This is a genomic window from Acinetobacter sp. FDAARGOS_559 (genome assembly GCF_003940475.1).
Taxonomy (GTDB): Bacteria; Pseudomonadota; Gammaproteobacteria; order Pseudomonadales; family Moraxellaceae; genus Acinetobacter; species Acinetobacter baumannii.
The window spans coordinates 3,849,383-3,875,925 of the sequence record NZ_RKJG01000005.1; the positions used below are offsets into that span (position 1 = coordinate 3,849,383).

General features: G+C 40.1%; 18 protein-coding genes and 1 riboswitch. Of the genes, 16 read left to right on the top strand and 2 right to left on the bottom strand.

From position 1 onward, the window contains the following. Positions 1-15 precede the first annotated feature (15 nt). From EGS71_RS20170 to EGS71_RS20215, 9 genes are all read left to right on the top strand, one after another. Positions 16-780 carry a LamB/YcsF family protein gene (locus EGS71_RS20170; protein ID WP_000496076.1) on the top strand — a complete coding sequence of 255 codons (765 nt, stop codon included), beginning with the start codon at positions 16-18 and terminating at the stop codon, positions 778-780. A 2-nt stretch (positions 781-782) separates the two neighbouring features. Then, entirely contained in the window at positions 783-1,598 is an 816-nt protein-coding gene (locus EGS71_RS20175) for a putative hydro-lyase (protein ID WP_085944083.1), read from the top strand. 32 nt (positions 1,599-1,630) lie between these two features. Next, positions 1,631-3,214: an urea amidolyase family protein gene (locus EGS71_RS20180; RefSeq protein ID WP_001211789.1), complete on the top strand. Its 1,584-nt coding sequence runs from the start codon at positions 1,631-1,633 to the stop codon at positions 3,212-3,214. After that, complete coding sequence (locus EGS71_RS20185; protein ID WP_001091003.1) at positions 3,214-4,932, top strand: acetyl/propionyl/methylcrotonyl-CoA carboxylase subunit alpha; 1,719 nt, start codon at positions 3,214-3,216, stop codon at positions 4,930-4,932. Before EGS71_RS20180 ends, EGS71_RS20185 begins: the two co-directional genes overlap by 1 nt. A gap of 303 nt (positions 4,933-5,235) precedes the next feature. Continuing rightward, positions 5,236-6,456: a chloride channel protein gene (locus tag EGS71_RS20190; RefSeq protein ID WP_000698630.1), complete on the top strand. Its 1,221-nt coding sequence runs from the start codon at positions 5,236-5,238 to the stop codon at positions 6,454-6,456. A 347-nt stretch (positions 6,457-6,803) separates the two neighbouring features. Next, a complete protein-coding gene (locus tag EGS71_RS20195; RefSeq protein WP_001179931.1) occupies positions 6,804-8,543 on the top strand; it encodes a ShlB/FhaC/HecB family hemolysin secretion/activation protein in 1,740 nt (579 codons plus the stop codon). 46 nt (positions 8,544-8,589) lie between these two features. Further along, a complete protein-coding gene (locus tag EGS71_RS20200) occupies positions 8,590-14,634 on the top strand; it encodes a DUF637 domain-containing protein (RefSeq protein WP_002015586.1) in 6,045 nt (2,014 codons plus the stop codon). An 11-nt stretch (positions 14,635-14,645) separates the two neighbouring features. Continuing rightward, positions 14,646-16,046 (top strand): hypothetical protein, encoded by a 1,401-nt coding sequence (locus EGS71_RS20205; protein ID WP_000669679.1) that lies wholly within the window; start codon positions 14,646-14,648, stop codon positions 16,044-16,046. Positions 16,047-16,956: 910 nt separating this feature from the next. Continuing rightward, positions 16,957-17,517 carry a TetR/AcrR family transcriptional regulator gene (locus EGS71_RS20215; protein ID WP_001133104.1) on the top strand — a complete coding sequence of 187 codons (561 nt, stop codon included), beginning with the start codon at positions 16,957-16,959 and terminating at the stop codon, positions 17,515-17,517. A 60-nt stretch (positions 17,518-17,577) separates the two neighbouring features. Here EGS71_RS20215 and EGS71_RS20220 read toward each other — a convergent pair whose 3' ends face one another. Beyond that, a complete protein-coding gene (locus tag EGS71_RS20220; RefSeq protein ID WP_000921226.1) occupies positions 17,578-18,009 on the bottom strand; it encodes an SRPBCC family protein in 432 nt (143 codons plus the stop codon). A gap of 252 nt (positions 18,010-18,261) precedes the next feature. Between EGS71_RS20220 and EGS71_RS20225 the strand changes: the two genes are divergently transcribed. The 4 genes from EGS71_RS20225 (at position 18,262) to uca (ending at position 24,755) form a co-directional block, all read left to right on the top strand. Next, a complete protein-coding gene (locus EGS71_RS20225; protein WP_001202393.1) occupies positions 18,262-19,425 on the top strand; it encodes a zinc-dependent alcohol dehydrogenase in 1,164 nt (387 codons plus the stop codon). Positions 19,426-19,613: 188 nt separating this feature from the next. Further along, positions 19,614-19,709: riboswitch (guanidine-I (ykkC/yxkD leader) on the top strand. Between the two features lie 28 nt (positions 19,710-19,737). Continuing rightward, positions 19,738-20,478: an urea amidolyase associated protein UAAP1 gene (locus tag EGS71_RS20230; protein WP_001090548.1), complete on the top strand. Its 741-nt coding sequence runs from the start codon at positions 19,738-19,740 to the stop codon at positions 20,476-20,478. Positions 20,479-20,493: 15 nt separating this feature from the next. Continuing rightward, positions 20,494-21,147, top strand: coding sequence for an urea amidolyase associated protein UAAP2 (locus EGS71_RS20235; RefSeq protein WP_000217385.1), 654 nt, complete (start codon positions 20,494-20,496; stop codon positions 21,145-21,147). Positions 21,148-21,149: 2 nt separating this feature from the next. After that, a complete protein-coding gene (gene uca, locus EGS71_RS20240; protein WP_000475266.1) occupies positions 21,150-24,755 on the top strand; it encodes an urea carboxylase in 3,606 nt (1,201 codons plus the stop codon). 38 nt (positions 24,756-24,793) lie between these two features. Here the strand turns inward: uca and EGS71_RS20245 are convergent, their stop codons facing one another. Then, positions 24,794-25,330: an NAD(P)H-dependent oxidoreductase gene (locus tag EGS71_RS20245; RefSeq protein ID WP_001196271.1), complete on the bottom strand. Its 537-nt coding sequence runs from the start codon at positions 25,328-25,330 to the stop codon at positions 24,794-24,796. Positions 25,331-25,423: 93 nt separating this feature from the next. Between EGS71_RS20245 and EGS71_RS20250 the strand changes: the two genes are divergently transcribed. From EGS71_RS20250 to EGS71_RS20260, 3 genes are all read left to right on the top strand, one after another. Continuing rightward, complete coding sequence (locus EGS71_RS20250) at positions 25,424-25,777, top strand: winged helix-turn-helix transcriptional regulator (protein ID WP_001118141.1); 354 nt, start codon at positions 25,424-25,426, stop codon at positions 25,775-25,777. 192 nt (positions 25,778-25,969) lie between these two features. Beyond that, positions 25,970-26,095, top strand: a complete 126-nt coding sequence (locus EGS71_RS20255) for a hypothetical protein (RefSeq protein ID WP_001000629.1) — start codon at positions 25,970-25,972, stop codon at positions 26,093-26,095. A gap of 4 nt (positions 26,096-26,099) precedes the next feature. Continuing rightward, the gene (locus EGS71_RS20260; RefSeq protein ID WP_001125930.1) at positions 26,100-26,534 is read left to right on the top strand and encodes a CopG family ribbon-helix-helix protein; all 435 of its coding nucleotides are present in this window, start codon (positions 26,100-26,102) and stop codon (positions 26,532-26,534) included. Positions 26,535-26,543: the final 9 nt, after the last annotated feature.

The following is a 26,543-nucleotide window of genomic DNA, read 5'->3' on the forward strand; positions in this document are numbered from 1 at the left end:
TAAAGGGATAATGCCATGTTTGTAGATTTAAATAGTGATTTGGGCGAAAGCTTTGGGTCATGGAAAATGGGTAATGATGACCAGATTTTACCTGTCGTGACCAGTGCGAACATTGCTTGTGGTTTTCATGCTGGTGATCCGCTCGGCATTTTAAAAACAGTTCGTAAAGCGGTTGAACTTGGCGTGACCATCGGTGCTCATGTGTCTTACCCAGACCTTGTAGGCTTTGGCCGCCGTAATATGGATTTGTCGCGTGACGAACTGATTGCCGATGTGCTGTACCAAATTTCTGCACTCGATGGCTTGGCGAAAGTAGCAGGCTCAAAAGTGCAATATGTTAAACCACATGGCGCGCTCTATAACACCATTGCCCATGACCAAGTTCAGGCAGCAGCCGTGATTGATGCGATTAAAATGTATAACCCTGAACTGGTTTTGGTGGCTTTAGCAGGTTCGAACTTAGTCGAGCAGGCACGCGCGGCTGGTTTAAAAGTTGTGTCTGAAGCATTTGCAGACCGCGCTTATAACAGTGATGGTTCACTGGTGTCTCGTCGTCTCGAAGGTGCGGTTTTACACGACTCGGCATTTGTTGCGAGCCGTGTGGTGTCTATGCTTAAAAATGGTGGGGTCGAGTCAATTGATGGTGTATTTACCCCAATTCAGGCTGACACGATTTGCCTACACGGCGATACCGACGGCGCACTAGAAATGTCGGCAGCCATTAAAGCCGAACTTGTAAAAAACAATATTGAAATCCGCCCGTTTGTAAACAAAGCATAAGGATGAGCACAATGTATAAGGATATTAAAGTCGACCCAGCTCAACTTGAAGCCGCATTAGATGCGCGTTTAAAAATCCGTGCAGGTTTTGATAAACCGACAGCAGGCATGGCGGCTGGCATGACGCAGGTCAACATGATTTCGGTGCCAAAAGAGTGGGCATATGACTTTTTGCTCTATGCACATCGCAACCCGCAAAGCTGCCCAGTGCTTGATGTGCTCGAAGAAGGTATCTATGCAACTAAGCTTGCCGCAGATTCAGACATTCGAACCGATTTCCCGCGCTATCGCATTTGGAAAGATGGGAAAATGGTCGATGAAGTGACCGACGCAAGAGAGATTTATAGCGCTCATCCAGATTTAGTCACGTTCTTAATTGGCTGTAGTTTTTCGTTTGAAACTGCTTTGCAAGAAGCGGGTATTGAAGTTCGCCATATTCATGATGACACCAATGTTCCGATGTATTTGAGCAATATAAAGTGCCAACCGGCAGGGCGTATTTCAGGAAATATGGTGGTTTCCATGCGACCGATTCCATCGCATCAAATTAGTGAAGCGGTACAAATTACCGCACGCATGCCAAGCGTGCATGGCGCACCTGTACATATTGGGCACCCTGAAAGTTTAGGCATTAAGGATGTAAATAAGCCTGACTTTGGTGATGCTTCCCGTATAGAAGCGGGTGAAATTCCAGTGTTTTGGGCTTGTGGGGTAACACCGCAAGCAGCAGTGATGAACTCGAAAATTCCTTTTGCGATTAGTCATGCACCAGGTTACATGTTTATTACCGATATTCCTGACCGCGCTTGGATGGGCTAAATAGCTAAGGAAGAATTAAAAAGGATAAGCAAATGCGTTTTTTATCGGTAAACGCCGATTGTTTTCTGATTGAGCTTGCGAGCTTAGAGGAAACTTTGGCGTTATACAATAAATTGCAAAATACGCAATTGAATGGAATTAAAGACTTAGTCCCTGCTGCAAAAACAATTTTGGTTTTTTTCAACGAGATCGAAACCAACTTTAAAACGTTGGTTGCTTCAATTCAGGGCCTTAAAGTTGATTCTGGATTTGAACGTAGCAGCCAAGAAGTGATTGTGCCGATTCGTTACGACGGTGAAGACCTTGCGCAAGTTGCCGAGCTACAAGGGCTGTCTGTAGCTGATGTAATTAGAAAACATTACCAAAGCGTGTGGAATGTGGCTTTTATTGGTTTTGCGCCGGGCTTTGCTTATATGAGCAGTCCCGATAAGCCTTTTACCGATATTCCACGTTTAACGGTTCCGCGTAAAAAAATACCGTCAGGCTCGTTGGGCTTGGCTGGAAAATACTCTGGTATTTACCCAAAAGACAGTCCGGGTGGCTGGCAGCTGATTGGGACAACATCAGAAAAAATGTGGGATTTAGAGCGTAAAAATCCAGCACTACTTTTACCAGGCATGACCGTTCATTTTGAGGATGTCACGCATCGTCCAATCACTGTAAGTGTACCGAAGCAAATCACGCGTACAGTTAAGCCGAAACAATCGGTGCCACTGTTTAAGATCACTGCGCCAAGTTTACAGATGCTTATTCAAGATGAAGGGCGTTTAAATCAAACCAATATTGGGGTTGGGGTTGCTGGTGCGATGGATTTATCTGCCATGCACAGTGCTAATCGTATTGTCGGTAATCCAACCGATACACCCGTTATTGAAGTTTTAAATGGTGGGCTAAAAGCCAAAATGCAGCATGCAGGCGTTATTGCAGTTGCAGGTGCTATTTCAAACATTCGTGTGAAATTTGCCGACGGACAAACCGCAGACTTTGCAAGCCATCAACCGATTGATCTGGATGAAGGCGATGAATTTCAAATTCAGCCACCGACCGCAGGCTTAAGAAACTATCTAGCAGTTCGTGGTGGTATAGACGTTGAACCAGTACTCAATAGTGCCTCGTTTGACAGCTTGGCAGTGTTAGGTCCAGAACCTTTAAAGCTTGGAGATACCATTTACCAAGGGCAGGTAAAGGCAGCCAATATTAGCGTAAATGAAGTGGGCAAAAGTGACTTACCGCGAACTGGCGAAGTCGTTGAGCTAGATATTGTGATGGGCCCACGTACCGACTGGTTCGAACAAGACAGTATTGAACTGCTCTGTCAGCAAGAATGGCTCGTGACCAATGAAAGCAACCGAGTCGGGCTAAGACTTTCAGGTGCACAGCCTTTAACTCGCAAAATTACCTACGAGTTGGAAAGTGAAGGCACGTGTATTGGCGCTTTGCAGATTCCACCGAGTGGTCAGCCTGTTTTGTTTATGAACGATCACCCTTTAACGGGTGGGTATCCGGTCATTGGCTCTGTTGCTAAACACCATTGGGACTTGGTGGCACAGATTCCAGCAGGTTGCCGCATCAAATTTAAAAAAATTGCCGAATTTACAGATTTTGAGAATGAATGATGAATACAGAAAAATTATTGATTGCTAACCGTGGTGAAATTGCCGTTCGTATTATTCATGCTTGCCGTGATATGGGAATTTCATCAGTCGCGTTATATGCAGATGACGATATTGGCAGCATGCATGTCGAACTTGCAGATGAAGCATGGGGGTTGGCTGGTGCGACTGCTAGCGAGACTTACCTAAATATTCCAGCCATTATTGAAGTTGCAAAGAAATCGAAAGCGACCATGGTGCATCCAGGTTATGGCTTTTTATCTGAACGTGCTGAATTTGCCCAAGCCGTGATTGATGCGGGCTTAAAATGGGTAGGGCCATCACCAAGTGCCATTGAAAAACTAGGCGATAAAATCGAAGCACGTAAAATTGCAGCTTCGGTTGGTGCGCCCTTGGTTCAGGGTACGCAAGATCCACTCAATAATGCAGATGAAGCTTTAGAGTTTGCCAAACAATATGGTTTACCAATTGCCATTAAAGCGGCGTTTGGTGGCGGTGGCCGTGGCTTAAAAGTCGCGTGGAAACTCGAAGAAGTCAAAGAGCTTTATGAGTCGGCAGTACGTGAAGCAAAAGCTGCCTTTGGCCGTGGTGAATGTTTTGTCGAGCAATATCTCGATAAACCGCGCCATGTAGAAGCGCAGGTGATAGCAGACCAACATGGCAATATTGTGGTACTTGGTACACGTGATTGTTCATTGCAACGCCGTAACCAAAAGTTAGTCGAAGAAGCACCAGCGCCATTTATTAGTGATGAGATTTACCAACAAATTTTAACCTCGGCAAAAAATATTTGTCAGGCTGCAAACTATGTGGGTGCGGGAACAGTTGAATATTTACTGAGTCGTGACGGCAAGCTTTCATTCTTAGAAGTAAACACACGCTTGCAAGTTGAGCATCCTGTTACCGAAGAAACGTCGAAAGTCGATTTGGTGGTGGAACAAATTCGTGTTGCACAAGGTGAAGCGCTTTCTATTAAAGAAACACCAAAAGCACAAGGCCATGCCATTGAGTTTCGTATTAATGCTGAAGACCCAGCACGTGGTTTTATTCCGGCCTTTGGTGTATTGAGTTTATTTGAAGCGCCGTTTGGTAACGGTGTACGAGTCGACACAGGTGTTCGCACTGGGTCATTAGTGTCTAGCCATTTTGACTCACTCATGGCAAAGCTAATTGTGACTGGTCCAACCCGCGAAGTTGCAATTGCTCGCGCTAAACGTGCTTTAAAACAATTTAAAATTGAAGGCGTAGCTTCGGTTTTAGATTTTCACCGCGCGGTACTTAATGAACCTGACTTTACAGATGAATTTAATGTACACACGCGCTGGATTGAAAATGACTTTAAACAAGAATTAAAGCCAACCAAACGTGGCATTCCAAACCATCAACAACCGATGTTACTGAGCTACATTGAAATTGATGGTAAGTTACACCGTTTAGGTTTACCTGCGGGGATGTTTGCACAAGGTCCAGCAACTGCAGTTCAAGCGCAGACTGCCGAGCCAGAAGTAAGTGCCGAGCATTTACTTACTCCAATTAATGGTGTGATTAGCACTTGGAAAGTCGAAAATGGTGAGCAAGTCACCGAAGGCCAAGTGGTTGCGATTATGGAGGCCATGAAAATGGAAGTGCAGGTACTGGCACACCGCAGTGGTGTTATTCAGATTGGCGCAGAGAAGGGCGCGACCTGTCATGCAGAAACCGTGATTGCGAGTATTAATTAAGACTTCATTAAATGATTTGGCTCACTTAAGCATCAGTTTAATTGGGTCAAATCGAATGCTTATTTATTCACTTAGTTCGTTATTTTTCGCAGTACTCGTTAACCATTTTTAGCTTGAAAATCAGCACTAATTATGAGATATTCCTCACAGTTTAGTGATATGAAAATTAATCACTGTATTGAAAGCTCGCTTATGCGGGCTTTAATTTTTAGCCCAGTTTAAGCATTTCTCACTTAATGAGCTGGCAGCATAAAAATAATTTGAGAATTTGGCACTCACTCAAAGGCGAATTGAAGAAAGCGAATGAAAATTCTACCTTCATCTGAATATGATCAAATTCTAAAATACAGTGTCTATTGGCTCGTCATCTCGATCGTGATTGGAGTCGTCGCGGGGTTGGCCTCGACTTTAATTTTTGTTGCCTTTGATATTTCCAACAAAGTCAGAAGCCTGCATCACTGGCTCATCTACTTTTTGCCTTTTGTGGGTTTTGGTATTGGTTATCTCATTAAAAAATATGGTTCGCCCATTGAACGCGGAACTCATTTACTCATAGATGAAATTCACCAACCCAAGTCGTTTATTCCAAAACGAATGAGCCCCATCATTTTTATTACTTCAATTTTAACGCAGTTGTTTGGTGGTTCGGCAGGGCGTGAGGCGCCAGCAGTTCAGCTTTCAGGTGCTTTAATTGACCACTTAAGCCATATATTAAAAATCTCGGAAGATAACCGAAAAATTTGCTTAATCGCTAGTATTGGCGCGGGCTTTGCGGGGGTGTTTGGCTTGCCTCTGGCGGGTGCAATCTATGGTTTAGAAATTACTGCCTTAGGTAATTTAAGATACTCAGCCATTTTTCCATGTTTTGTGTCGGCGCTGATTGCTTCGGCCATCCCTGAGCTATTCGAAATTGTTCATCCGCATGTTTTTTATGTAATTAGCGAGTTTCCAGCCATTCATTTTGGAACGCTCATGAGCCTGATTGCGGCAGGGTTGATCTTTGGTTTAGTTGCGCGTTTCTTTATTGCAGCTATTCATTTTGCGAGTGACGTTTTTTATAAATATGTTCGGTATTTGCCTTTAAGAACGATGGTGGGCGGTATTGTCATTATGCTACTTACTTTGTTCACTGCGCATCAGCAATACAATGGTTTGGGTACAGATAAAATCATTTCATCTTTTTATGTGCCGATTGAGTTTTACGACTTTTTTAACAAGACTATTTTTACAGCCATCACTTTAGGTTCAGGCTTTAAAGGTGGTGAAATTACGCCATTGTTTTATGTAGGTGCGACATTAGGCAATGCTTTAGGCGCAGTTTTAAATCTGCCAATTTCATTGCTTGCAGGTTTAGGTTTGGTGAGCCTGTTTTCAGGGGCGAGTAAGGCACCGTTAACATCTATTATTTTAGCTGTTGAGCTATTTGGAATGAATGTTGCCACTTACGCCATTATTACCTGTTTGTTGGCAGCGCTATTTTCTGGGAATTGTGGGTTGTATCGTCGTAAAAAGTTGATGGATTGATTAAGCCTTTCTAAGGAGTTAAGTAATTTTAGGTTGCTTAACTCTTATTAAATATTCTTTTTTAAGAATAATGATAAAAATTAGCCTAGTAAGTAAAATACTTCTAAAAATATGAAAAGAATTGAATTTATATCTTATAAAAGAAGATGGAAATTAATTTTAATGAACAACTATTGTTTTCTAAATATTTAAATCATGGGTATACATTAATAAAAATTAAAAATATTTAAAAAATTTCCAAAATGTTTCAATTATGAATTTTTTATGACATTTGTTGTTGATTATGAATGATTCATGTAGTTTTTGTTTGATTTTTTATCTATTTGGTAAATTAAAAATAATATTTTATGCAAAACAAAATTTTTTTTACTCACGCTTTTTTTCTTTTATATGGGTTAGCTACGCATGCTTATGCTATCGATGATATTTCTTTACCAGATCGTATACGTCAGGAACAACGTTTAAAAGAGCTTAATCAACAATTAGAAGCGCAAATCACTCAACTTCCACCTAAACCTGATACTACCCAATTGCAGGATTTTAAAACTATAGTTGTTCCGGAAGAGCCATGTGTTCAGGTCAAGAATATTAATTTTGATAGCAAAACGTTACAGGACCCTGAATATTATAAATTTCACTTTATGCTTCGGGCAATCTGGAACCATCCCCAGAAGATCATTGGCAAATGTATCGGTACGCAAAGCTTACATAACCTCGTTAATTTTGCCCAAAATGAGTTGATTAAAAAAGGATTTATTACCAGTCAGGTTACTGTTGACCCTCAAGATATCCAGCAAGGTTCTTTGCGACTTGGTGTGCAGATTGGGCGTTTACGTAAAATCATCGTAGAAGGTGAGCAACTCTCCTTATTACAACTTAAAGCAGCTTTACCCTTTAAAGAAGGTGATGTCCTGAATTTACAACAACTTGATCAGGGGCTAGAAAACTTAAAACGAGCTTATACGGTAGATATACAAATTGTGCCGTCAAACGAGTCTGTTCAGGATACTCAAGGTTATAGCGATCTGGTTATTAAGTTACAGGCACATTCAAAGATCAGTTTAAATTTAGGCTTGGATAATTCAGGTAGTAAAGATACTGGTAAATACATCGGTAGCTTAGGAGTCAGTATTAACAATCCATTCTACTTAAGCGATTCTCTTTCTTTTAATTTTAGTCATTCATTAGATAACTTACATCGAGACTTAAATAAAAACTACTTTGTAAGTTATCAGCTTCCGTTAGGAAACTATGATTTTAGTACTAGCTATAGCCGTTATCAATACGAGCAAAATGTATTGGGTGCAAATAGTGTACTACGTTATCACGGCTTAAGTGAGCAGGGTAACTTGAATGTATCTCGAGTCCTTAGCCGAAGTGGGCAACATAAAACCACTCTCTATGGCAAGCTCTACCATAAGCAAAACTCAAACTTTATTGATGATATTGAAATTGAAGTCCAACATAGAAGAACGTCAGGCTGGAATGCCGGGATTCAACATCGGCAATATCTGGGGGATGCTGTATTAGATGCGGGTTTGGATTATCGGCATGGTACAGGCGCCTTTGATGCGTTGTTAGCACCAGAAGAACAAATTAAGGATATTGATAAAAATCCATTACCGTCAGAAGGGTATTCCCGTGCACCGATCTGGAGTGCCGATTTACGTTTTCAAATGCCATTTTTGCTTTTAGATACGCCTGCTCAATACCGTTTGAACTGGCGTGGACAATATGCTCCACGAGTGTTAGTACCTAATGACCGGTTTTATATCGGTGGTCGTTATAGCGTTCGAGGTTTTGATGGTGAATTGATGCTATCAGGCGATAACGGACAGTATTTACAACAGGAAATCAGCGTAAATACACAAATTCCTAATACCCAATTTTACATGGCTGTAGATCAGGGCTGGGTGAACGGTGAGAACAGTATTGCTGGGCAGCGCCATCTGATGGGGAGTGTCGTGGGGGTGCGTAGTTACCTGAACCATTTTTATATTGATGCCTTTACAGGGCGCGGTCTAATCGCTCCGCAAAGTATAAAAAAAGACTGGATATTTGGATTTAGCCTAAATGCTTTTTATTAAGTTTCCTTATGAAAAAAGATTAATTTTAATTAGAGAAAACTGACTTATGAATAAAAATCTTTATCGAATTGTTTTTAACAAAGCGCGTAACATGTTTATGGCAGTTGCTGAGAATGTCAGGAGTCAGAGCAAGGCGACAGGACAATCCACATCCTCAGAAATAGTGAGTTCTGGGCAATTACTGGTACAAGAAAAATCATTTCATCAACTGTGGCATGTCAAGGCATTAGTGACAAGTATGAGCTTAATGGTACCTTTTGCTCCAGTCTATGCTGATATCATTGCAGATAGTGCAGCAAATGCTGCAAACCGAGCTGTCATTGCTGCTGGCAAGAACTCAGCAGGCACAACAGTTCCAGTGGTTAATATCCAGACTCCTAAAAATGGTATTTCCCACAATATCTATAAACAGTTTGATGTGTTGGCTGAAGGCGCTGTTTTAAATAATAGCCGAACAGGAGCTATCACCAAAACGATAGGGGGCGTGGGGGCGAACCCATTTTTAGCGACTGGTGAAGCTCGTGTCATCCTCAATGAAGTAAATTCAACAGTCGCTTCACGCTTTGAAGGGAATTTGGAAGTTGCAGGGCAAATGGCAGATGTGATTATTGCCAACCCGTCTGGTATTAATATTAAAGGCGGTGGCTTTATTAATGCCAATAAAGCAATTTTTACTACAGGTAAGCCCCAGTTAAATGCTGATGGCAGTATCAAACAGTTCACAGTTGATCAAGGAAGAATTACGATTTCAGCAAATCCTAACTCGAAGTTTGGATTAGGGGGAAATAATAATGATGCAAACTATGTGGACCTCTATGCTCGTGCATTAGAACTTAGTGCTGAACTACGTGCCAAAAATGATATTCAGGTGATTGCCGGGGCAAATAATGTCAGTGCAGATTTGCAGGATGTTACAGCTAAAACAGGTACTGGAACTGCACCGACATTGGCTGTGGATGTTAAAGCTCTAGGTGGGATGTATGCCAATAACATATATCTGATGGGTACAGAAAAGGGCTTGGGCGTTACCAATGCGGGGACACTTCAAGCAGTCAACAATCTGGTGATTACCAGTGCAGGGAAAATTGAGCATAGCGGTACTATCAGTTCAACCAGTAAAACCCAAGGTTTAGTCAGTGTGCAAACAACGGGTGTTGGTGTAGCTGCAGATATCAATTCATCAGGTAGTATCAATAGTAATGGCATGCTCAATATTGATTCAGGTAATAATCTGAATGTAAATGCTAAAGAAATTATTATTAATAATGGTAGCTTGGCTTCCTCTCCTTTAATCATCAATACTAAAGGGAATTTAAATTTAGCAGCAAATAGTCGAATTTTTAATGATGCGCAGAGTGGGGAGTTATATGTTGATGCAGCGAACATCAATCTGGCAACTAACGCAGGCATAACCAGTAATCGTGGTTCTGCTTATATTCAGTCACAAAAAGATGTGGTTGCAGCACAAGGTGCAAAATTAATAGCAGCACAAAATTTAAATGTATCTGGGCGAGGTAAGCTCTCACTAAACGAAAATCAGATACAGGCATCCTTGGGTTCAATAAACCTACAAGTAGATTCTTCAAATACAGATGGTTTAATTGATATTCGAGGTGGGACTATTTATGGGGGTAAAGATTTAAACTTATATAGTTCAGGAGATGTAAATTTACAGAATCTTGGATTTGCACTTGAAAATTATGTAACACGAGTCAAGAACATTAATGCTCACAGTGGGCGTAACTTGGTCTGGAACAATGCAACAAAAGTTCTACCCCAGATTACAGGGAAAGTTGCATTGGATGCCGAGAATAATTTAAGTCTTTCATCACAAGGGTTCTCTAGTAAAGGTGGTATTCAGCTACAAGCAGATCAATTAACATTAAATACGGCTCTTACTTCTCAAAACAATATTAGTTTAACCGCAGAAATTGCTGATTTGGTTTTAGATAATGCATTGACTGCTCAAAATGATATTAACGTTACAGCTCTAGCGGGTAATTTAAAAACTTTCAGCTTAAAAGCTAATTCAATAGCTGGAAAGATTTCACTGCTTGCGAACAAAGATGTTAACTTATCATCTATGCAACATTTTGATTCAATGGCTTCTTATGATGTAATCACTACTAATAAAACTAATATTAACGGAGCTAAAGGCGTTGTTGTTGGTTCAACAGGTGAAGGTGCTTTAAGTATCTCAGCAACAGATATAATGGCCAATCAAGGTGATGTTCAACTTATAAGTAACAATGGCCTTAAAATCTTGGCGAATAATGATGTAAGTATGCATAATGATGATAATGGCCGATCAGTTTTAAGTCCTACGACTATTACAGCACAGAATATTAATATCAATAATAAGAAGAATGATTTAGTTGTTGATAATGGAACAAGTTTTATAGCTGCTAATGAGTTGAAAATTAATAGCGAAGGAAAATTAAATTTTAAAAATAGTATTTTAAACTCTAAAGGTAACACTGAAATATCGTCTAAAGATCATTTAACTTTGTTAGGTGTTACAGCTAATTCTGATAAGCATCTAGCCTTAAGTAGCAAGAAAAATATTTATATTAATGGTGAATATGGTACAACTACAGTTTGGACACCCTATGTTGAAAGTAATTTAACAGCCAAGGGTATTTTGTCAATGACAAGTGGCGGTAGCCACGCTGCTCAAAATACTACCTATACTGGTGGGGCAATATCATTAGAGGCTGGCAATGTTTTGACTACACCTTCTAATGCAACATTAACCTTAAATGCAGTTGATAGTGCTTTTCTCAGAAGTGATCCTGCTCTCAAAGATTTAAATGGTGATCTTACCATCCAGACCAATGGTGCTTTAACGATTGACCCAAAGATCCACACGTTGAATGCTAAAGGTGATGTCCAGCTTATTTCAAAAAATGGAGCATTAAACCTGAATGGGTATGGAGGAAAAAATGGAAATGGATCAGAGCAAGTTGTAAAAATACAAACGACTGATGGCAATATTAATTTAATTGGAACAAAAGTGCATATTAATGGAGCAAAGTTACAAGCTAGCTCCAGTAACGCTTTTATACCAAGAGATATTAACATTACAGCAACAGATGGTGATGTTGTCATTAGTGGTGTTAAGAATACGGCAGTTGATTACGTTACACAAAAACGTATTCAAGAAATTGGCATAGAACTGTCTGCTTTAGATGCGCAAATTGAACGATATAAACAAGATCAAGCTAATTATAAAGCACAAACTTTTGAGTCTATGGTGCAGCAAAGAAATATCATGTCTCAAGGTTTAGAAATGTTAAAAACCAAAGGGAAGGCAATCGAGCATTCATATGCAGAAATATTACCATGGACAAAGGCTGCGGCTATCGGTACAGGTACTCCCTATTGGGCGAAAGGTAATGTCAATATATTGTCTAATGGCGGTATCAAACTGGAGGGGACTCAAGTTGATGGACTTAGTGTATTAATAAGGGCAAAAGGACTGTTATCCCAAGATCCAGATGTTGGAAATAAAACAGAAATTTTACCCAATAGTGTCGTTATACAAAAATCGCCTACCAGTATTTATATTGCTGGACTGTTAGATGAGTTTGAATATGGAGTGGCTGGAGCAAATAATTATGGGTATGCCAGTTTTAATACTCCAAGTTATATTAATGGTTCAAAATCGGTAAAAATAGAAACGCTTGGGGGAAATAATGGCTTAACAATAGTTTCTTCTTCCTTAAATGGTGGAATTGATGGAGTAAATTTAGCTGCTTCTGGAGATTTACGTTTAGAAGCAACTCAAGAAGAATTATATAAATACTCCACAAAAACTTATAAAACTGGCAATTGGTATAAACGTAAAACGGTTACAGAAACGGAAACTTATAATACCAATACACCTACACCTACTTCTATAATTTCAAATAGGGATATTAAAATCTCTTCGAATGGAAGCCTCACATTGGTATCCACAGATTTACAGAGTCATGATGGAAATATTAACTTAAATGCAGGGGGTTATTTAAGGCTCTGGACTAAACCGACAAGCCAGTTCAGTCAAATTGACGTGTCCAAAAAGTCTAAGCTTTTTGGGGTGAAATATAATACAAGTACAGTGAGTTCAACTCGTTCTGTTGAATCTGAGTTGCCAGCTGTATTGGTTGCTCAGCGAAATACCAATTTAAGTTCAGGAAATACCACATGGATTAGAGGATCCGAGTTTGAAAATAAACTTGGTCATGCTGAAATTAAAGCTGGTGTCGGTGAAAATGCAGTTGAGGGGGCGCAAATTATTCTACAAGATATTGTTACTAAGATAACCGAAACTAAAAAAAGAGATTCTAACTCAGTTGTCTGGCAATCTATGCAGGATAAAGGCTCTATTACAGAAACAGCCAAACTTCCAAGTTTTAATGGTCCCACACCACCGATCTTTAAAGCCACTGGTGGGCTGAGCGTACAAATACCGATAAGCGAAAAAGATGCCAATAAAATAGTACTTCGGGATGAAATTTTAAAATTAGCAAACCAATCTGGAAATACTTACCTTAAAGATTTAGTCAATCGTAATGATGTGGATTGGCAGAAGGTTCTCCTTACTCAAAAGGATTGGGATTATAAATCACAAGGTTTAACTGGAGCAGGGGCAGCGATTATTGCTATTATCGTCGTAGCAGCAACTGCTGGAGCGGGGGCGACAGTAGTCGGTGCACTAGGTGGAACAGCATCGACTCTAGGTGGCTCTGCTGTTGCAATGAGTCAAGCAGCAATTACGACTATAGCTTCTCAGGCTAGTATCAGTTTGATCAATAATGGGGGAGATATTGGTAAAACTCTAAACGATTTGGGTAGTAAAGAGTCGATCCGAAATTTAGCAGCAAGTGTTGTAACTGCTGGATTATTAAGTCAGGTAAGTACGGCATTGAATCTTAAACCTGATAGTACTTTATTTCCTGATCGTTTAATGAATAATTTTACCACCTCTGTAGGATCCACCTTGGTACAAACTGCCATTAATGGTGGGAATCTTGGCGATAATTTACAGGTTGCTTTACTAGCAGGTCTAGCGGGGGCATTACAAGGAGAGTTAGCTAGTCAGATTGGAACAAGTTTAGATAAAGTTGATCCGAATATATTTGAATATACAATTCATAAAATTGCTCACGCCGCTGTTGGATGTGCAACAGCAGCTGCAACGAAGTCTAGCTGTGAGGCAGGTGCGATTGGCGCTGGCGTAGGTGAAATAGTGGCAGGGTTAATGCCAGAACCAGCCAATGGTATTGAATATACTGATGCAGAAAAACTAAAAATCCGGAATATTGGTAAATTAGTTTCTGGAACGGTTGCAGCATATACAGGTTATGATGTTAATACTGCTGCGAACAGTGCTGATACTGCAATCCAGAATAACTCTTTAGTTCGATTAGCAACAACTACAGGCAAAGTTTTAGTGAAAACTTTGGATAAATATAATGCTTTAAGAAAAACAGGGAAACAAGTCACAAAAGATGACATCGTAGCATCCTTAAAGGAGCAGAGTGCTGATGAGCTAATAGGTATTGCTGATGATTTATTGACTGTATTTGGCCGAAGCACCTCTCCATTTGATCGGGCAATGGCTGCAATAGATTTGGTTGTTGGCACTGATTTAAAACCAGGCAAGGGAGAGTCATTAAAACTTGCAAAGAGTGAGCTAGATAAATTAAAAATAGATCGCTCTTATGTTCAAACAGTTTATCAAAATAGAGTAGATGTTGTTACACGCAATAGGATGAATGGAAAGGAGTTTGAAACCAGTGTTGCAAGTAAATTGGGAGTAAAGCGAAATACCGATCGACAAATGATTACTATAAAAACAGAGAGAGATGGGCAAATTAATATTATTCCAGATGCATTCGGTAATGGCGGCACATTAGTTGAGTTCAAGAATGTTCAATATCTTACAGATACTAAACAGCTTAGAGGCTATGCTGCAACAGGAAAACCAGTTAGTTTGGTTGTGAATATGAACACAAAAATATCCGAAACAGTAAAGAATAATATTTTATCTAATAAGGGAACAATTCAAAGATTTGATCCTATTAAACAGACACTCCACCCATATTAGGAAATTATCAAATGAAGTTTAAACGCCCTATTCATAGTAAAATTTTTACTCCAAATATGTTGAGAGAGCCCCAAGATTTTTTTAAAAGAGTACATAATTACTGTAACTTTTTCCCAGAAATGCTTCCAGAGAAGTGTGGTTTTTGGGAACCATTAAAAACCCCATTTTCACCTGAGATAATAGAAAAATTAGTTCCTAATGACAAAGGGGGAGCCGCTGATCGATTATTGTGCCAACGTTTAAAAAAGCCTCGTTATCAAGGAAGTTTTTGGCCTTCATTGCATGGAGAGACGCATAGTGAGGAATATCTTACCTCAGAGTTTACTCAAATTGATCAGCATAAATTGATAAATTATCTGAAAACTACTACCTTACAATTTAATGCGGACTTAGCAATTATTGATGCAAATCGTCATTCGGAACCACAGTTAGGAATTAAAGAAGGATGGCGTGGGGTAACACCTTTTTCCCATGAACTAAAACATTGGTTACCAGATATGTATTGGGGAACGGTATTTGGTAAACCTTATGTCGATTTATTTGGCTTAGAGTGTTTATTGTCTACCCCCGCGTATAAAGTAGAAAAGTTATCAGATGATGCTGTTTACATTCAATTAACTGAGCAAGTACAAGATATATTTGAAAAAACAGAACATGTGGATGAACAGCGTGAAATAGTTAAACATCATTTGGGTTCTGATGCCTTTTGGTCACCAGAAAAGGCTTATGTAATAAACACGGATTATAGAGTTTTAAAAGGCTTATCTGAACATAATGTAATTCATATTCCTTTGCAGACTAATTATACTGATGTCTTCCGTGTGCCTCATTTTAATTTAATATCAGATGCTTATATGCAAGCAGAAGTACCGCCGGAAAATATTTATACATATTTGAAGGAAATAAAGGAATTTGGTACCGATCAATGGATTATTCAATTGTCTCAAGCATGGTTATTACGCATGTTTGATCCTATAGCACTTGGTTATGGTGTTGAGGATGTTTATAGTCATGGTGAGGTAAGTGAAATAGAGTTTTTTTATAAACCAGATGGATATGACGCTCCTATAGAAAAGGAACTATTTATTGGAGCGTGGGATCGACCAGAGCAAGAAACAATGAGCCGTCAGAAGTATGCTGAATCCATACTTCAAGTATTAGCTAGTAATTACCCATTAGCGCAATCAGAATGGTCAAATGTAGAAAGTAAAGTTGATCATTTTGAGGAATATTCAGAAGTTTATTTAGACCAAATCGATCAACAAGAGTTTAATTTGTTTCGTATAGCAATTAAAGTAATTGTATTTGAGCGGTTTTTTGTTAAGGTCACTTTCATGGATTATTGGTGTAATGACTTGAGTGAATCTCAAGAAATTTCTAACCCAATTTTTAACTCGTTTAAAGCGAAGTAATATTTAGAAATAAATTTTATTGTTTTATATAAGGGGGGGCTAAACCCTCCTTATTAGTTAAAATATTTAATTATTAAAATTGAATATTAAAGTAAAAACGGGAGAACTTCTTATTTCTAGATTTTTAGTTATTTAATAGATAAAACCTAAATAATTGTTAGCCTCCTTATAAAACTATTTTTTATACAATGAGTAATTAAATATAGAAATATTAGAAGACTATCATTTATTGAAAATAGACTATTGAATTATATTGTCTGTAAATTTAAGATAAATATATAAATATTAATTTAAATAAGAAATAAATAACAAAGAAACTATTTTATTTCCCCTTACTTTTTAATGATCTATTTTAAAACAAATGTCATTTCCCACGCTTGACGATATCAAAAGCGAATACTATCCTTTGCCTGCTGGCCTACATTGCCAGTCGGTTTTAGCAGACCGAGAGCGTATAGCGCATCAAAAAAGCAATTTTTTGGTGGCGAACTCGTTCGTCCCCCATTCGTAGCGGTAGGACGGAAGGGGGACGCCTTGTGCGTGCTGGTTCTATATGCCCAGTCTGCTAACCCTCTTTCGTTCTGCCACCATAATCATTTAGCAGTGATTGGCAGAAATTTTATGCATATAGGAGTTCGCTCATGCGTACTATTTCTTCTCAATTTTTGGCCTTTGCCAAAATCTCTCTATTTATACCGTTTAAATACTCTATAAATTGGTTTAACCGACTCTAGGTTTTTACACCTAAACATCGTTACGACTAAAAAATCATAGCAACAATAAACCCGAGATAGACGAGCACATCTTTATTGTGCGGCTTTTGCATGCCTGTATTTAGCACTCAATTTAAGAGTGACGGTATGTCTATCTCTTTTATATACAACAAGAAATTATTTTAAACGGTATAACTATGCCAAATTTAGAAGCTTCATTTAGAGCACTCAGAGTGCTTCATACAGCAAAAGATTTATTTAACCAATATGGATTTCATAAAGTCGGTATTGACCGAATTATTGCCGAATCTAAGGTGACCAAAGCCACGTTTTATAACCATTTTCATTCAAAAGAAAGGCTCATTGAAATGTGCTTAACCTTTCAAAAAGATGGGTTAAAAGAAGAGGTATTTTCTATTATTCATTCTTATCGTGAACTTATGGTGTTTGATAAGCTGAGAAAAATATTTTATCTCCATGCCAACCTCGAAGGGCTGTACCGTTTGCCTTTTAAGGCCATTTTTGAAACTGAAAAGTTTTATCCCACTGCCTATAAAGTGGTGGTTGATTATAGAAACTGGTTAGTGACTCAAATACATGGCCTACTTTTAACCATCAAACCCGCAGCCTTAATGGAAGATGCTCACATGTTTTTGTTTGTGATTGATGGGGCAATGGTTCAGTTGTTAAGTGCCAATAGCGTAGATGAACAGGATAAATTATTAGATTATTTTTTAAGAAAGCTGTCTGAGTATTAAGTCTAGAAACACTAAAATAAAAAGCCCATCACTGGGCTTTTTTTTGTAGATATTGGTCTATTAAAACTTAAGTTTTTTTAGCCCACGACTCACGCCATTTTGTAAAGCCGCTTTAATGATAGGACCAATAAAAGGAACGCGACCTTTAAAGCTAATGGTGTAATTTAAACGAGTTCGGTTATTTCCCAAGTCTGTAAATTGCATCACACCACGGTGTGCCTTAATTGGGCTAATGCCGCTTGTAATTGCGTACTCGATCAGTTCATTTTCTTTGTAGACTAAATTTGTTTCAACAAATGAAGGTGTAAACGGAATAGACATCTTGCGTGCAGAGCCAACCCCATTACGTGCATCCTTTCCATTACTAATGCGAGTGACTTTAGCAGGGGCAAAAAGTTTACTTAGGTTTTCGTGTTCACTTAAGGCTGCAAAGACCTTGTCTACGGGTGCATCAAATTCTTGTACGATGTTGATTTTTTGAGTTTTTAACATCTTGTTCCCTCTAAAGTAAATTTGACATGAGTAATTGTCAGAATTTGGATATTAGCATGCTTTTCACTAGGGTGGAATTCTAGTTTATCGGCGTGATTTCATCTCTATATTGCACCTTTTTTGTTAGAAGTGGAGCCTTAACTCATTTGCATTTAAGCAATATGCCTTACGTGAAAAATAACAATCGTTGCAAACCGTAAAGAAAGCCTCCTCATAATCAAATGACAATTATAGGAAATAGAGGAATAACAAATGCGCGCTCTTACTTACCACGGTGCAGAAGACGTTCGAGTAGAAACGGTTGCAGACCCGATTATTCAAGAACCAGATGACATTATTTTACGTGTGACTGCCACAGCGATATGTGGTTCCGACTTACATTTATATCGAGGCAAAATCCCAAAGACTGAACATGGCGATATCTTTGGGCATGAGTTCATGGGCATTGTTGAAGAGGTCGGTCCAGCCGTCACTGCAGTCAAAAAGGGCGACCGTGTGATTGTGCCATTTGTGATTGCCTGTGGTGAATGTTTCTTTTGCCAACTCGACTTAACCGCTGCATGTGAGACCACCAATACAGGGCGCGGCGCGATTATCAATAAAAAGCAGATTCCACCGGGTGCAGCTTTATTTGGCTATAGTCATCTTTACGGCGGTGTACCGGGCGGGCAAGCAGAATATGTGCGTGTGCCAAAAGCCAATAAAGGACCTTTTAAAGTACCCGGCTCACTGTCAGATGAAAAAGTACTTTTCTTGACCGATATTTTGCCTACGGCTTGGCAGGCAGTGAATAATGCCCAAGTGAAACGTGGCTCAACCGTTGCAATTTATGGTGCTGGTCCGGTTGGGCTATTAAGTGCTGCTTGTGCCAAGATGCTTGGCGCTGAAAAAATATTTATGGTCGATCACAATGAATATCGATTGAACTATGCGGCGGCAACCTATGACGCTATTCCGGTTAATTTTGATGAAGTCGATGCAGCCGAATTTATTATTCAAAATACTGACAATTATCGTGGCGTCGATGCGGTGATTGATGCGATTGGTTTCGAGGCAAAAGGCAGTGTGATTGAAACAGTCCTGACCAATTTAAAACTTGAAGGTTCAAGTGGCGCAGCGCTTCGTCAATGTATAGCCGCGGTTCGCCGTGGTGGAGTGGTGAGTGTACCGGGCGTATATGCAGGCCCGATTCATGGTTTTTTATTTGGTGATGCTTTTGATAAAGGCTTAACTTTTAAAATGGGACAAACCCATGTGCATCAATATTTGCCCCAACTCTTAGAATTGATTGAGCGTGGTGAATTAACACCTGAAACGATTATTACCCATCGAATGAAATTAGAAGATGCCGCAGAGGGTTACCGCATTTTTAATGAAAGAGAAGAGGACTGCCGTAAGGTGATTCTGCTTCCTTAAAACTTTCAATCTTATAATTCATTCTTAAGCCTCTTACTGAAAGGGGCTTTTTTATTTTGAAGTGCACAATTTTGAATGCAGTTTTTTATTTTTGAACTTAAATCGCACCTAAACGGCTCAAGTTTAGTATTACTTTTCACCAAAAACGTAATACTAAGCTGGCATGTCCTTTGCATAGTCATAACCAATCAAAAGTGATCTAGGGTTCCGATACTTTATGTATGACTGGACCGAGAGTTCACGGTTCCTAGCGAACTACACGGAGGGATAAAAGCCCGGGAGGAAGTCTAAAACTATCCGACAGGAGTAGCTATGAACACTGCAAGTTATCATAACAATCAGGCGATTTGGACCGAACTTTTACCCGGCGGACATCACTGGTCGGGTCGTATTCAAAAAGGAACTATTCTTAGATTTACATCGCTTGGCGCTCAGGCAAATGTTTCTTTGTTTTGTGTAAATGCTGCCGATGTGCTTGAACGTTTCAACATGCCCGACAGTTTAAAAGGGCAACACACTGTCTATTTAAAAGCTTCCAACGTATTGTACTCAGACCTTGGCCGTGTCATGGCTTCCATTGTTCGTGATGATCATGGTTGGAATGATGCACTTTGTGGCCCAAGCCGACCAGAACAAATTGAAAAGCAATTCGGTACTCGTACATTTCAAGATGCCCGCAATGATATGTACCAAAACGGCTTAGACAGCTTACTCATTGAAATGTGTAAATACGGACTTGCCAGCCAAGACCTGAGTGCCACCGTTAATCTATTTTCTAAAGTTGCACCAGATGAAAACGGTGCTTTGTCTTATGTCAGTTCTGATAACACCAATCAAAGCATTGAACTGCGTTTTGAAATGGACTGCCTATTATTTTTATCTGCCGCGCCGCATGGTTTAGACACTAGCCCAAGCTATCAACCTGCCGATATTCAACTCAGTTTATTTAAAGCCAATTCTCTAACAGACAGCGATATTTGTCGTGATGCATGTTCGCAAAATCAGCGTGCGTTCCAAAACACAGCCCGCTACTACGCACTTAGCAATATTTAAATCAGGAGAAGCATCATGACAGTTTTACAATCATTTGAAAAAGCAGTTTTAAATGAAGTTTGTCCTGCTGGCGAAGCGTGGATGTGCGAGGTTAAAAAGGGCCAATATTTTCGAATTATTGACCTTGAGGGAAACCAAGCGGTCGATACTTTATTTATGAGTGCAGAAAACCCGACTGAGCGTTATAGCGCAATGGACACTTTGGCCATCAACCAACAAATCTATTTAGAAAAGGGCACTAAACTCTATAGTAACTTGGGTCGTCCAATTGCCGTTATTCATGATGATAACTGTGGGCGCCATGACACCATTGGCGGTGCTTGCTCATGTGAAAGTAATACAGTTCGCTATGCACATGAAACCTACCCAATGCATAGTTGCCGTAACAACTTTATGTATGCCTTGGCAAAACACCCGATTGCAAAAAAGCATGGTTTAAATGTCCGTCACATCGGCCCAAATATTAACTTCTTTATGAATGTGCCTGTTACGCCAGACGGTCAGCTTAAATTTGATGATGGAATTTCAGGTCCGGGAAAATATGTAGAAGTTCGGGCGGAAATGGATTTGATTGTTTTAATTTCAAATTGTCCGCAGCTCAATAACCCATGTAATGCCTATAACCCAACCAAAATTCAACTGGTTGTCCGTGAAGCGGAAGGGGTGTAAGCATGTTTAAAAAAGTTCTGATTGCTAACCGCGGTGCAATTGCCTGTCGCGTAATTCGCACCCTTAAAAAACTCGGGATCGCTTCAGTTGCAGTTTACTCCGAGGCCGACCGTGACTCGTTACACGTGACTTTGGCCGATGAAGCTTTTCTGATTGGCCCTGCACCTGCACATCAAAGTTATTTAAATATTGAAAAAATCCTTGAGGTTGCTAAACAGTCGGGAGCAGAAGCCATTCATCCCGGTTATGGTTTTTTGTCTGAAAATGCCGAGTTTTGTGATTTGTGCGAAAGCCAAGGCATTGCCTTTATTGGGCCAACTTCAAGCCAAATGCTGGATTTTGGTTTAAAACATACCGCACGTGAACTCGCTATTAAAAGCAATGTGCCTTTACTTCCGGGTAGCTCATTACTAGCTAATGAAGCCGAGGCTTTGACCGAAGCTGCTCGTATTGGCTATCCAGTCATGCTGAAAAGTACCGCGGGCGGTGGTGGTATTGGTATGCGTCTGGTCTGGAATGAAACTGAATTAAAAGATGCCTACCAAACCGTATCTTATTTAGCGCAGGTCAATTTTAAAGATGCAGGTTTATATTTAGAAAAATTTGTACAACATGCACGCCATATTGAAGTGCAAATTTTTGGTGATGGGAAAGGGCAAGTTTTAGCCTTGGGTGAGCGTGATTGTTCGGTACAACGCCGTAATCAGAAAGTCATTGAAGAAACACCCGCGCCCCACTTAAATGAACAACAACGTGACCACCTCCAAAAAGTTGCGATTCAACTCATGCAGTCGGTGAACTATCGCTCGGCAGGCACAGTTGAATTTGTCATGGATACCGAAACCCAAGAGTTTTATTTCTTAGAGGTCAACACGCGTTTGCAAGTCGAGCACGGCGTGACCGAGCAAGTGTTTGGTGTCGACTTAGTTGAATGGATGGTTACTTTGGCAAGCGGTGACTGGTCAGCACCAACAGAAAAGTTAGAGCCAACAGGACATTCCATTCAAGTTCGTCTTTATGCCGAAGACCCAATTAAACAGTTCCAGCCGAGTGCAGGCCTGCTTACACATGTTAAATTTGACCCGCAAGCCCGAGTCGAAACATGGGTTGAAACAGGTTCAACGGTATCGTCTTTTTATGACCCAATGATTGCCAAAATCATTGTGACTGCTGCAACACGGGACCAAGCCATACAGGCAATGAGTGCTAGTCTTGCCAACACGCAGGTGGCTGGCATCGAAACCAATTTAGAATATTTACAAAACATTATTGCTTGTGATGTGTTTGCTTTGGGTACTCAAACCACTCGATTTTTAAATACGTTTGAATGGAAAACGCAAAAAATTGAGGTCTTGCAGTCTGGTATTCAAACTGCCATTCAGGACGTAACAGGCCGATTAGGTTATTGGGATGTTGGGGTGCCGCCATCAGGTGCCATCGATCCACTCAGTTTAACGGTGGCAAACCAGCTTCTAGCCAATGAGCCAAATACGGCAGGACTTGAATGCACCTTGCAAGGGCCAACTTTAAAGTTTCACTGCGATAGCCAAATTGTCATTACAGGCGGTGATATGCCTTCAAAACTTGATGGCGAACTGGTGCCGATGTGGCAAACCATTAATGTGAAAAAAGGCCAAGTTTTAAAATGTGGGCTTATCCGTTCAGGTTGCCGTAGCTATATAGGCGTGAAAGGGGGTTTCGATGTTCCTGAGTATTTAGGGTCACAGGCGACTTTTACTTTGGGGCAGTTTGGTGGGCACGCAGGCCGTAATTTATTAATTGGCGATATGCTGCCGATTACTGAATATTCCGCTCAAACGACTATAGCTTTAGCTCAAGCGCAAATTCCTAGCTTTACCCAAAACTGGGAAATTGCAGTCATGTATGGCCCACATGGCGCACCAGATTTTTTCACCAAACAAGATATTGATACGTTCTTTGCCAATGAGTTTGAAATTCACTATAACTCAAGCCGGACAGGTATTCGTTTAATTGGGCCGAAACCTGAGTGGGCACGTGAAGATGGCGGTGAGGCAGGCTTACATCCTTCCAATATTCACGACAATGCTTATGCGATTGGCGCAATTGATTTTACTGGCGATATGCCAATTATTTTGGGTCCAGATGGTCCGAGCTTAGGCGGCTTTGTTTGCCCTGCGGTAGTCATTCATTCCGAGCTTTGGAAAATCGGGCAGCTAAAAGCAGGCGACAAGGTCAAATTTGTACCCGTGAGTTATGCGCAAGCAAAAGCACTCGATCAAAAATATCATCAAAGTTTAACCGCGACTGATACAACTCAGATCGATTTTAATCCAGCTATTCAAGCAGAACCCGACACTTTAAAAGATGCCGTTTTAGCTACTTTAGACGGTGAAGCTGACTTACCAGGCGTGACCTATCGACCAGCGGGAAATAGCTATTTGTTGGTGGAATATGGAGAGTTAGTACTTGACCTAAATTTACGCTTCCGTATTCATGCGCTTATGCAATGGGTCAAAGATCAAAACATTCAGGGCATTATCGACTTAACACCGGGCATTCGTTCACTACAGATTCATTTTGATTCAATCCAGCTCGATCAACTTGAGCTTTTACAGAAACTTCAACAGGCAGAAGCCGAATTACCCGATATTCAAAATATGCAGGTGCCTTCACGGACTGTCTATTTGCCTTTGGCTTGGGAAGATTCGCAGACTCAACTTGCAACTGAGCGCTACACACAAATTGTTCGACCAGATGCACCGTGGTGCCCAGATAACGTCGAGTTTATTCGCCGTATTAATGGCTTAGCTTCAAAGCAAGCAGTTAAAGATGTGGTTTATAGCGCAAACTATTTGGTGATGGGTTTAGGCGATGTGTATTTAGGTGCACCCGTTGCAACGCCACTCGATCCACGCCAACGTTTAGTCACCACAAAATATAACCCTGCGCGAACTTGGACACCTGAAAATGCGGTCGGCATTGGCGGGGCGTATATGTGTGTGTACGGTATGGAAGGGCCGGGTGGCTACCAGTTTGTTGGTCGCACGACCCAAATGTGGAGCCGTTACCGTAAAAATGCCAACTTCGAAGAAGGCAAACCGTGGTTACTGCGCTTTTTTGACCAAGTTAAGTTTTATGAAGTTTCTGAGACTGAACTTCTACAAATGCGTGAAGACTTTAAGGCGGGCCGACTACAACTTCGTATTGAAGATGGTGTGCTTAACTTAAAAGAATACAACGAGTTTTTAAAAACACATCAAGACAGCATTCAAGCCTTTAAAGACATGCAACAAGCTAACTTTGAGGCTGAGCGCCGCCGTTGGCACGAAGCGGGCTTACAAGAATATATCTCTGAAAGCCTAGATGCTGTTGATGAAGGTGAAACCGTGGTTATTCCTGAAGGAGGCTGTGCAGTCGAATCACACATGCCGGGTTCAATCTGGAAAATCGAATGTGCATCAGGAGATATTGTTGAAGAAGGTGCAACCCTTGCAGTAATTGAAGCAATGAAAATTGAAATTCCGATTATTGCGCCGGAACGCATGAAAGTAGAAACCATTACCATTGAAAAAGGGCAAACCGTAAAAACAGGACAAGTACTATTTACTTTGGCACCAGTCGCTTAAACCAAAAGAGAGCATCGATATTGATGCTCTCTTTTTTATTATGCTTCGGTCAAATGTTTTAATACTTTATGGCCATGTTCAACAGCTTCTAATTTAATTTTCGACTCTGGGTTACCCGATAAAGGCGATACGTCATAAAGCAAAAATGTGCCGCTTAACTGCATTTGTGTATATTGAATTGAATGTTGAACTGATTTTAAAAAGCTATCGATTAAGTTTTCTTGGTCGTTCACCATGTTCGCTTCTTTTTGCCCGACCGTCATACTAATAATGACTTTTTTATCTTTTAATTTATCGCCCTGAGAGCCATAAGCAAACTGATAAGTAAAAACTTCATCAAACCATAACTTCAAAATTGCCGGCATATTAAACCAGAACATTGGATATTGCAGAATGATGGTGTCGTGGCGTAACAACGCTTCTTGTTCAGCGCTGACGTCAATTTTATAGTCCGGATAAAGCTGGAAAATATCTCGCACTTCAAGGTCCGGATAGGTTTTTACGAGTTCATTCACAATCGTTTTATTTGCAATTGATTGAGCGTAGTAGGGATGAGCTAAAATCAGTAAAGCCATGAGAGTGCCTTTAAACTATAAAAATAATAGTCACTATAATTTTTATAGTATGGGCGTACAATAACTATCAAAGTTGATAGGTAGCGTTTAAAAATGGCAAAACCTGAAAATAAATGTGAAGTTACGATAAATGGAAAAACGTATCCATGCCATATCAGTATGGCTATGGATTTGGTGGGTGGAAAATGGAAATGCGTGATTTTGTATTATCTAAAAGATGGGCCAAAACGTTTTAATGAAATCAATCAATTAATGCCAACCATTACAGAAATGACCTTAAGCCTGCAACTCAAGCAATTAGAGCAAAGTGGCTTAATCTCTAGAACCGTTTATGGTGAAAAAGCACCGATTAAAGTGGTTTATGAAATGACCGAATTAGGCCAGTCTTTTAAACCTGTTTTAGAGTCTTTATCGGTATGGGCACATACAATGATTAATCAGTCATAAGATGAAAAATTAACTTTTTTAAAAATATGAATATTAGCCCCATCCCTGTGCATGGGGCTTTTTTATGCCCAAAAAACACTCATAAATATCTATCAAATCCATCAAAACTACGCTTAAAAACTGGCACATTTTCTGCATCTCATATCAGTAATACAAAAACTGAATTTGGTAATACCAAGCTAGAGGTGTGATATGAACGATGTAAAACCTGTGGTTCAACCAAAGCAAACTTTAAAAGCCTTTTTAGTCGAATTGCTTAGCGTACGTGCAGGCGTATATATCAAGCAAAACAATCAGCTGCCTAAAACAAAAGGATAAGACTGTGCCGAAACAAAAGTTGGCTCGAATCAGTATTACCGTACCTGAATCGACCCTCAACGCGCTCGACCAAAAAATTGTCGAGCAGAACTATGAAAGTCGCTCGCAAGCCATTGTCGACATGATTAATAAACACCTGATTGCAGAGCAAGCACAGGCTAATGAAGTCATGGTGGGCACATTAACGCTGCTTTATGACGCTAGCCAAATGACCTTGCGCAATCAATTGGTTGACTTGCAACAACAGTTTTTAGCACAGGTGATTAGTTCACTTCATATTCAGCTCGACCAACAAAAGATATTGCAAGTCATGTTAATGCAGGGCGCGAGTTCTGAGCTTAGACAAATTAGCCAGCAATTTATTGTGCTGAAAGGGGTAATCAAAGGGCATTTAGAACTGATGGATGCCGTCATGCCGCCTATACAACAAAATGACTAAATGAGGAGT

Coding starts and splice junctions, on each gene's coding strand:
- EGS71_RS20170 (WP_000496076.1), top strand. CDS start 16: ATGTTTGTAGATTTAAATAGTGATTTGGGCGAAAGCTTTGGGTCATGG.
- EGS71_RS20175 (WP_085944083.1), top strand. CDS start 783: ATGAGCACAATGTATAAGGATATTAAAGTCGACCCAGCTCAACTTGAA.
- EGS71_RS20180 (WP_001211789.1), top strand. CDS start 1,631: ATGCGTTTTTTATCGGTAAACGCCGATTGTTTTCTGATTGAGCTTGCG.
- EGS71_RS20185 (WP_001091003.1), top strand. CDS start 3,214: ATGAATACAGAAAAATTATTGATTGCTAACCGTGGTGAAATTGCCGTT.
- EGS71_RS20190 (WP_000698630.1), top strand. CDS start 5,236: ATGAAAATTCTACCTTCATCTGAATATGATCAAATTCTAAAATACAGT.
- EGS71_RS20195 (WP_001179931.1), top strand. CDS start 6,804: ATGCAAAACAAAATTTTTTTTACTCACGCTTTTTTTCTTTTATATGGG.
- EGS71_RS20200 (WP_002015586.1), top strand. CDS start 8,590: ATGAATAAAAATCTTTATCGAATTGTTTTTAACAAAGCGCGTAACATG.
- EGS71_RS20205 (WP_000669679.1), top strand. CDS start 14,646: ATGAAGTTTAAACGCCCTATTCATAGTAAAATTTTTACTCCAAATATG.
- EGS71_RS20215 (WP_001133104.1), top strand. CDS start 16,957: ATGCCAAATTTAGAAGCTTCATTTAGAGCACTCAGAGTGCTTCATACA.
- EGS71_RS20220 (WP_000921226.1), bottom strand. CDS start 18,009: ATGTTAAAAACTCAAAAAATCAACATCGTACAAGAATTTGATGCACCC.
- EGS71_RS20225 (WP_001202393.1), top strand. CDS start 18,262: ATGCGCGCTCTTACTTACCACGGTGCAGAAGACGTTCGAGTAGAAACG.
- EGS71_RS20230 (WP_001090548.1), top strand. CDS start 19,738: ATGAACACTGCAAGTTATCATAACAATCAGGCGATTTGGACCGAACTT.
- EGS71_RS20235 (WP_000217385.1), top strand. CDS start 20,494: ATGACAGTTTTACAATCATTTGAAAAAGCAGTTTTAAATGAAGTTTGT.
- uca (WP_000475266.1), top strand. CDS start 21,150: ATGTTTAAAAAAGTTCTGATTGCTAACCGCGGTGCAATTGCCTGTCGC.
- EGS71_RS20245 (WP_001196271.1), bottom strand. CDS start 25,330: ATGGCTTTACTGATTTTAGCTCATCCCTACTACGCTCAATCAATTGCA.
- EGS71_RS20250 (WP_001118141.1), top strand. CDS start 25,424: ATGGCAAAACCTGAAAATAAATGTGAAGTTACGATAAATGGAAAAACG.
- EGS71_RS20255 (WP_001000629.1), top strand. CDS start 25,970: ATGAACGATGTAAAACCTGTGGTTCAACCAAAGCAAACTTTAAAAGCC.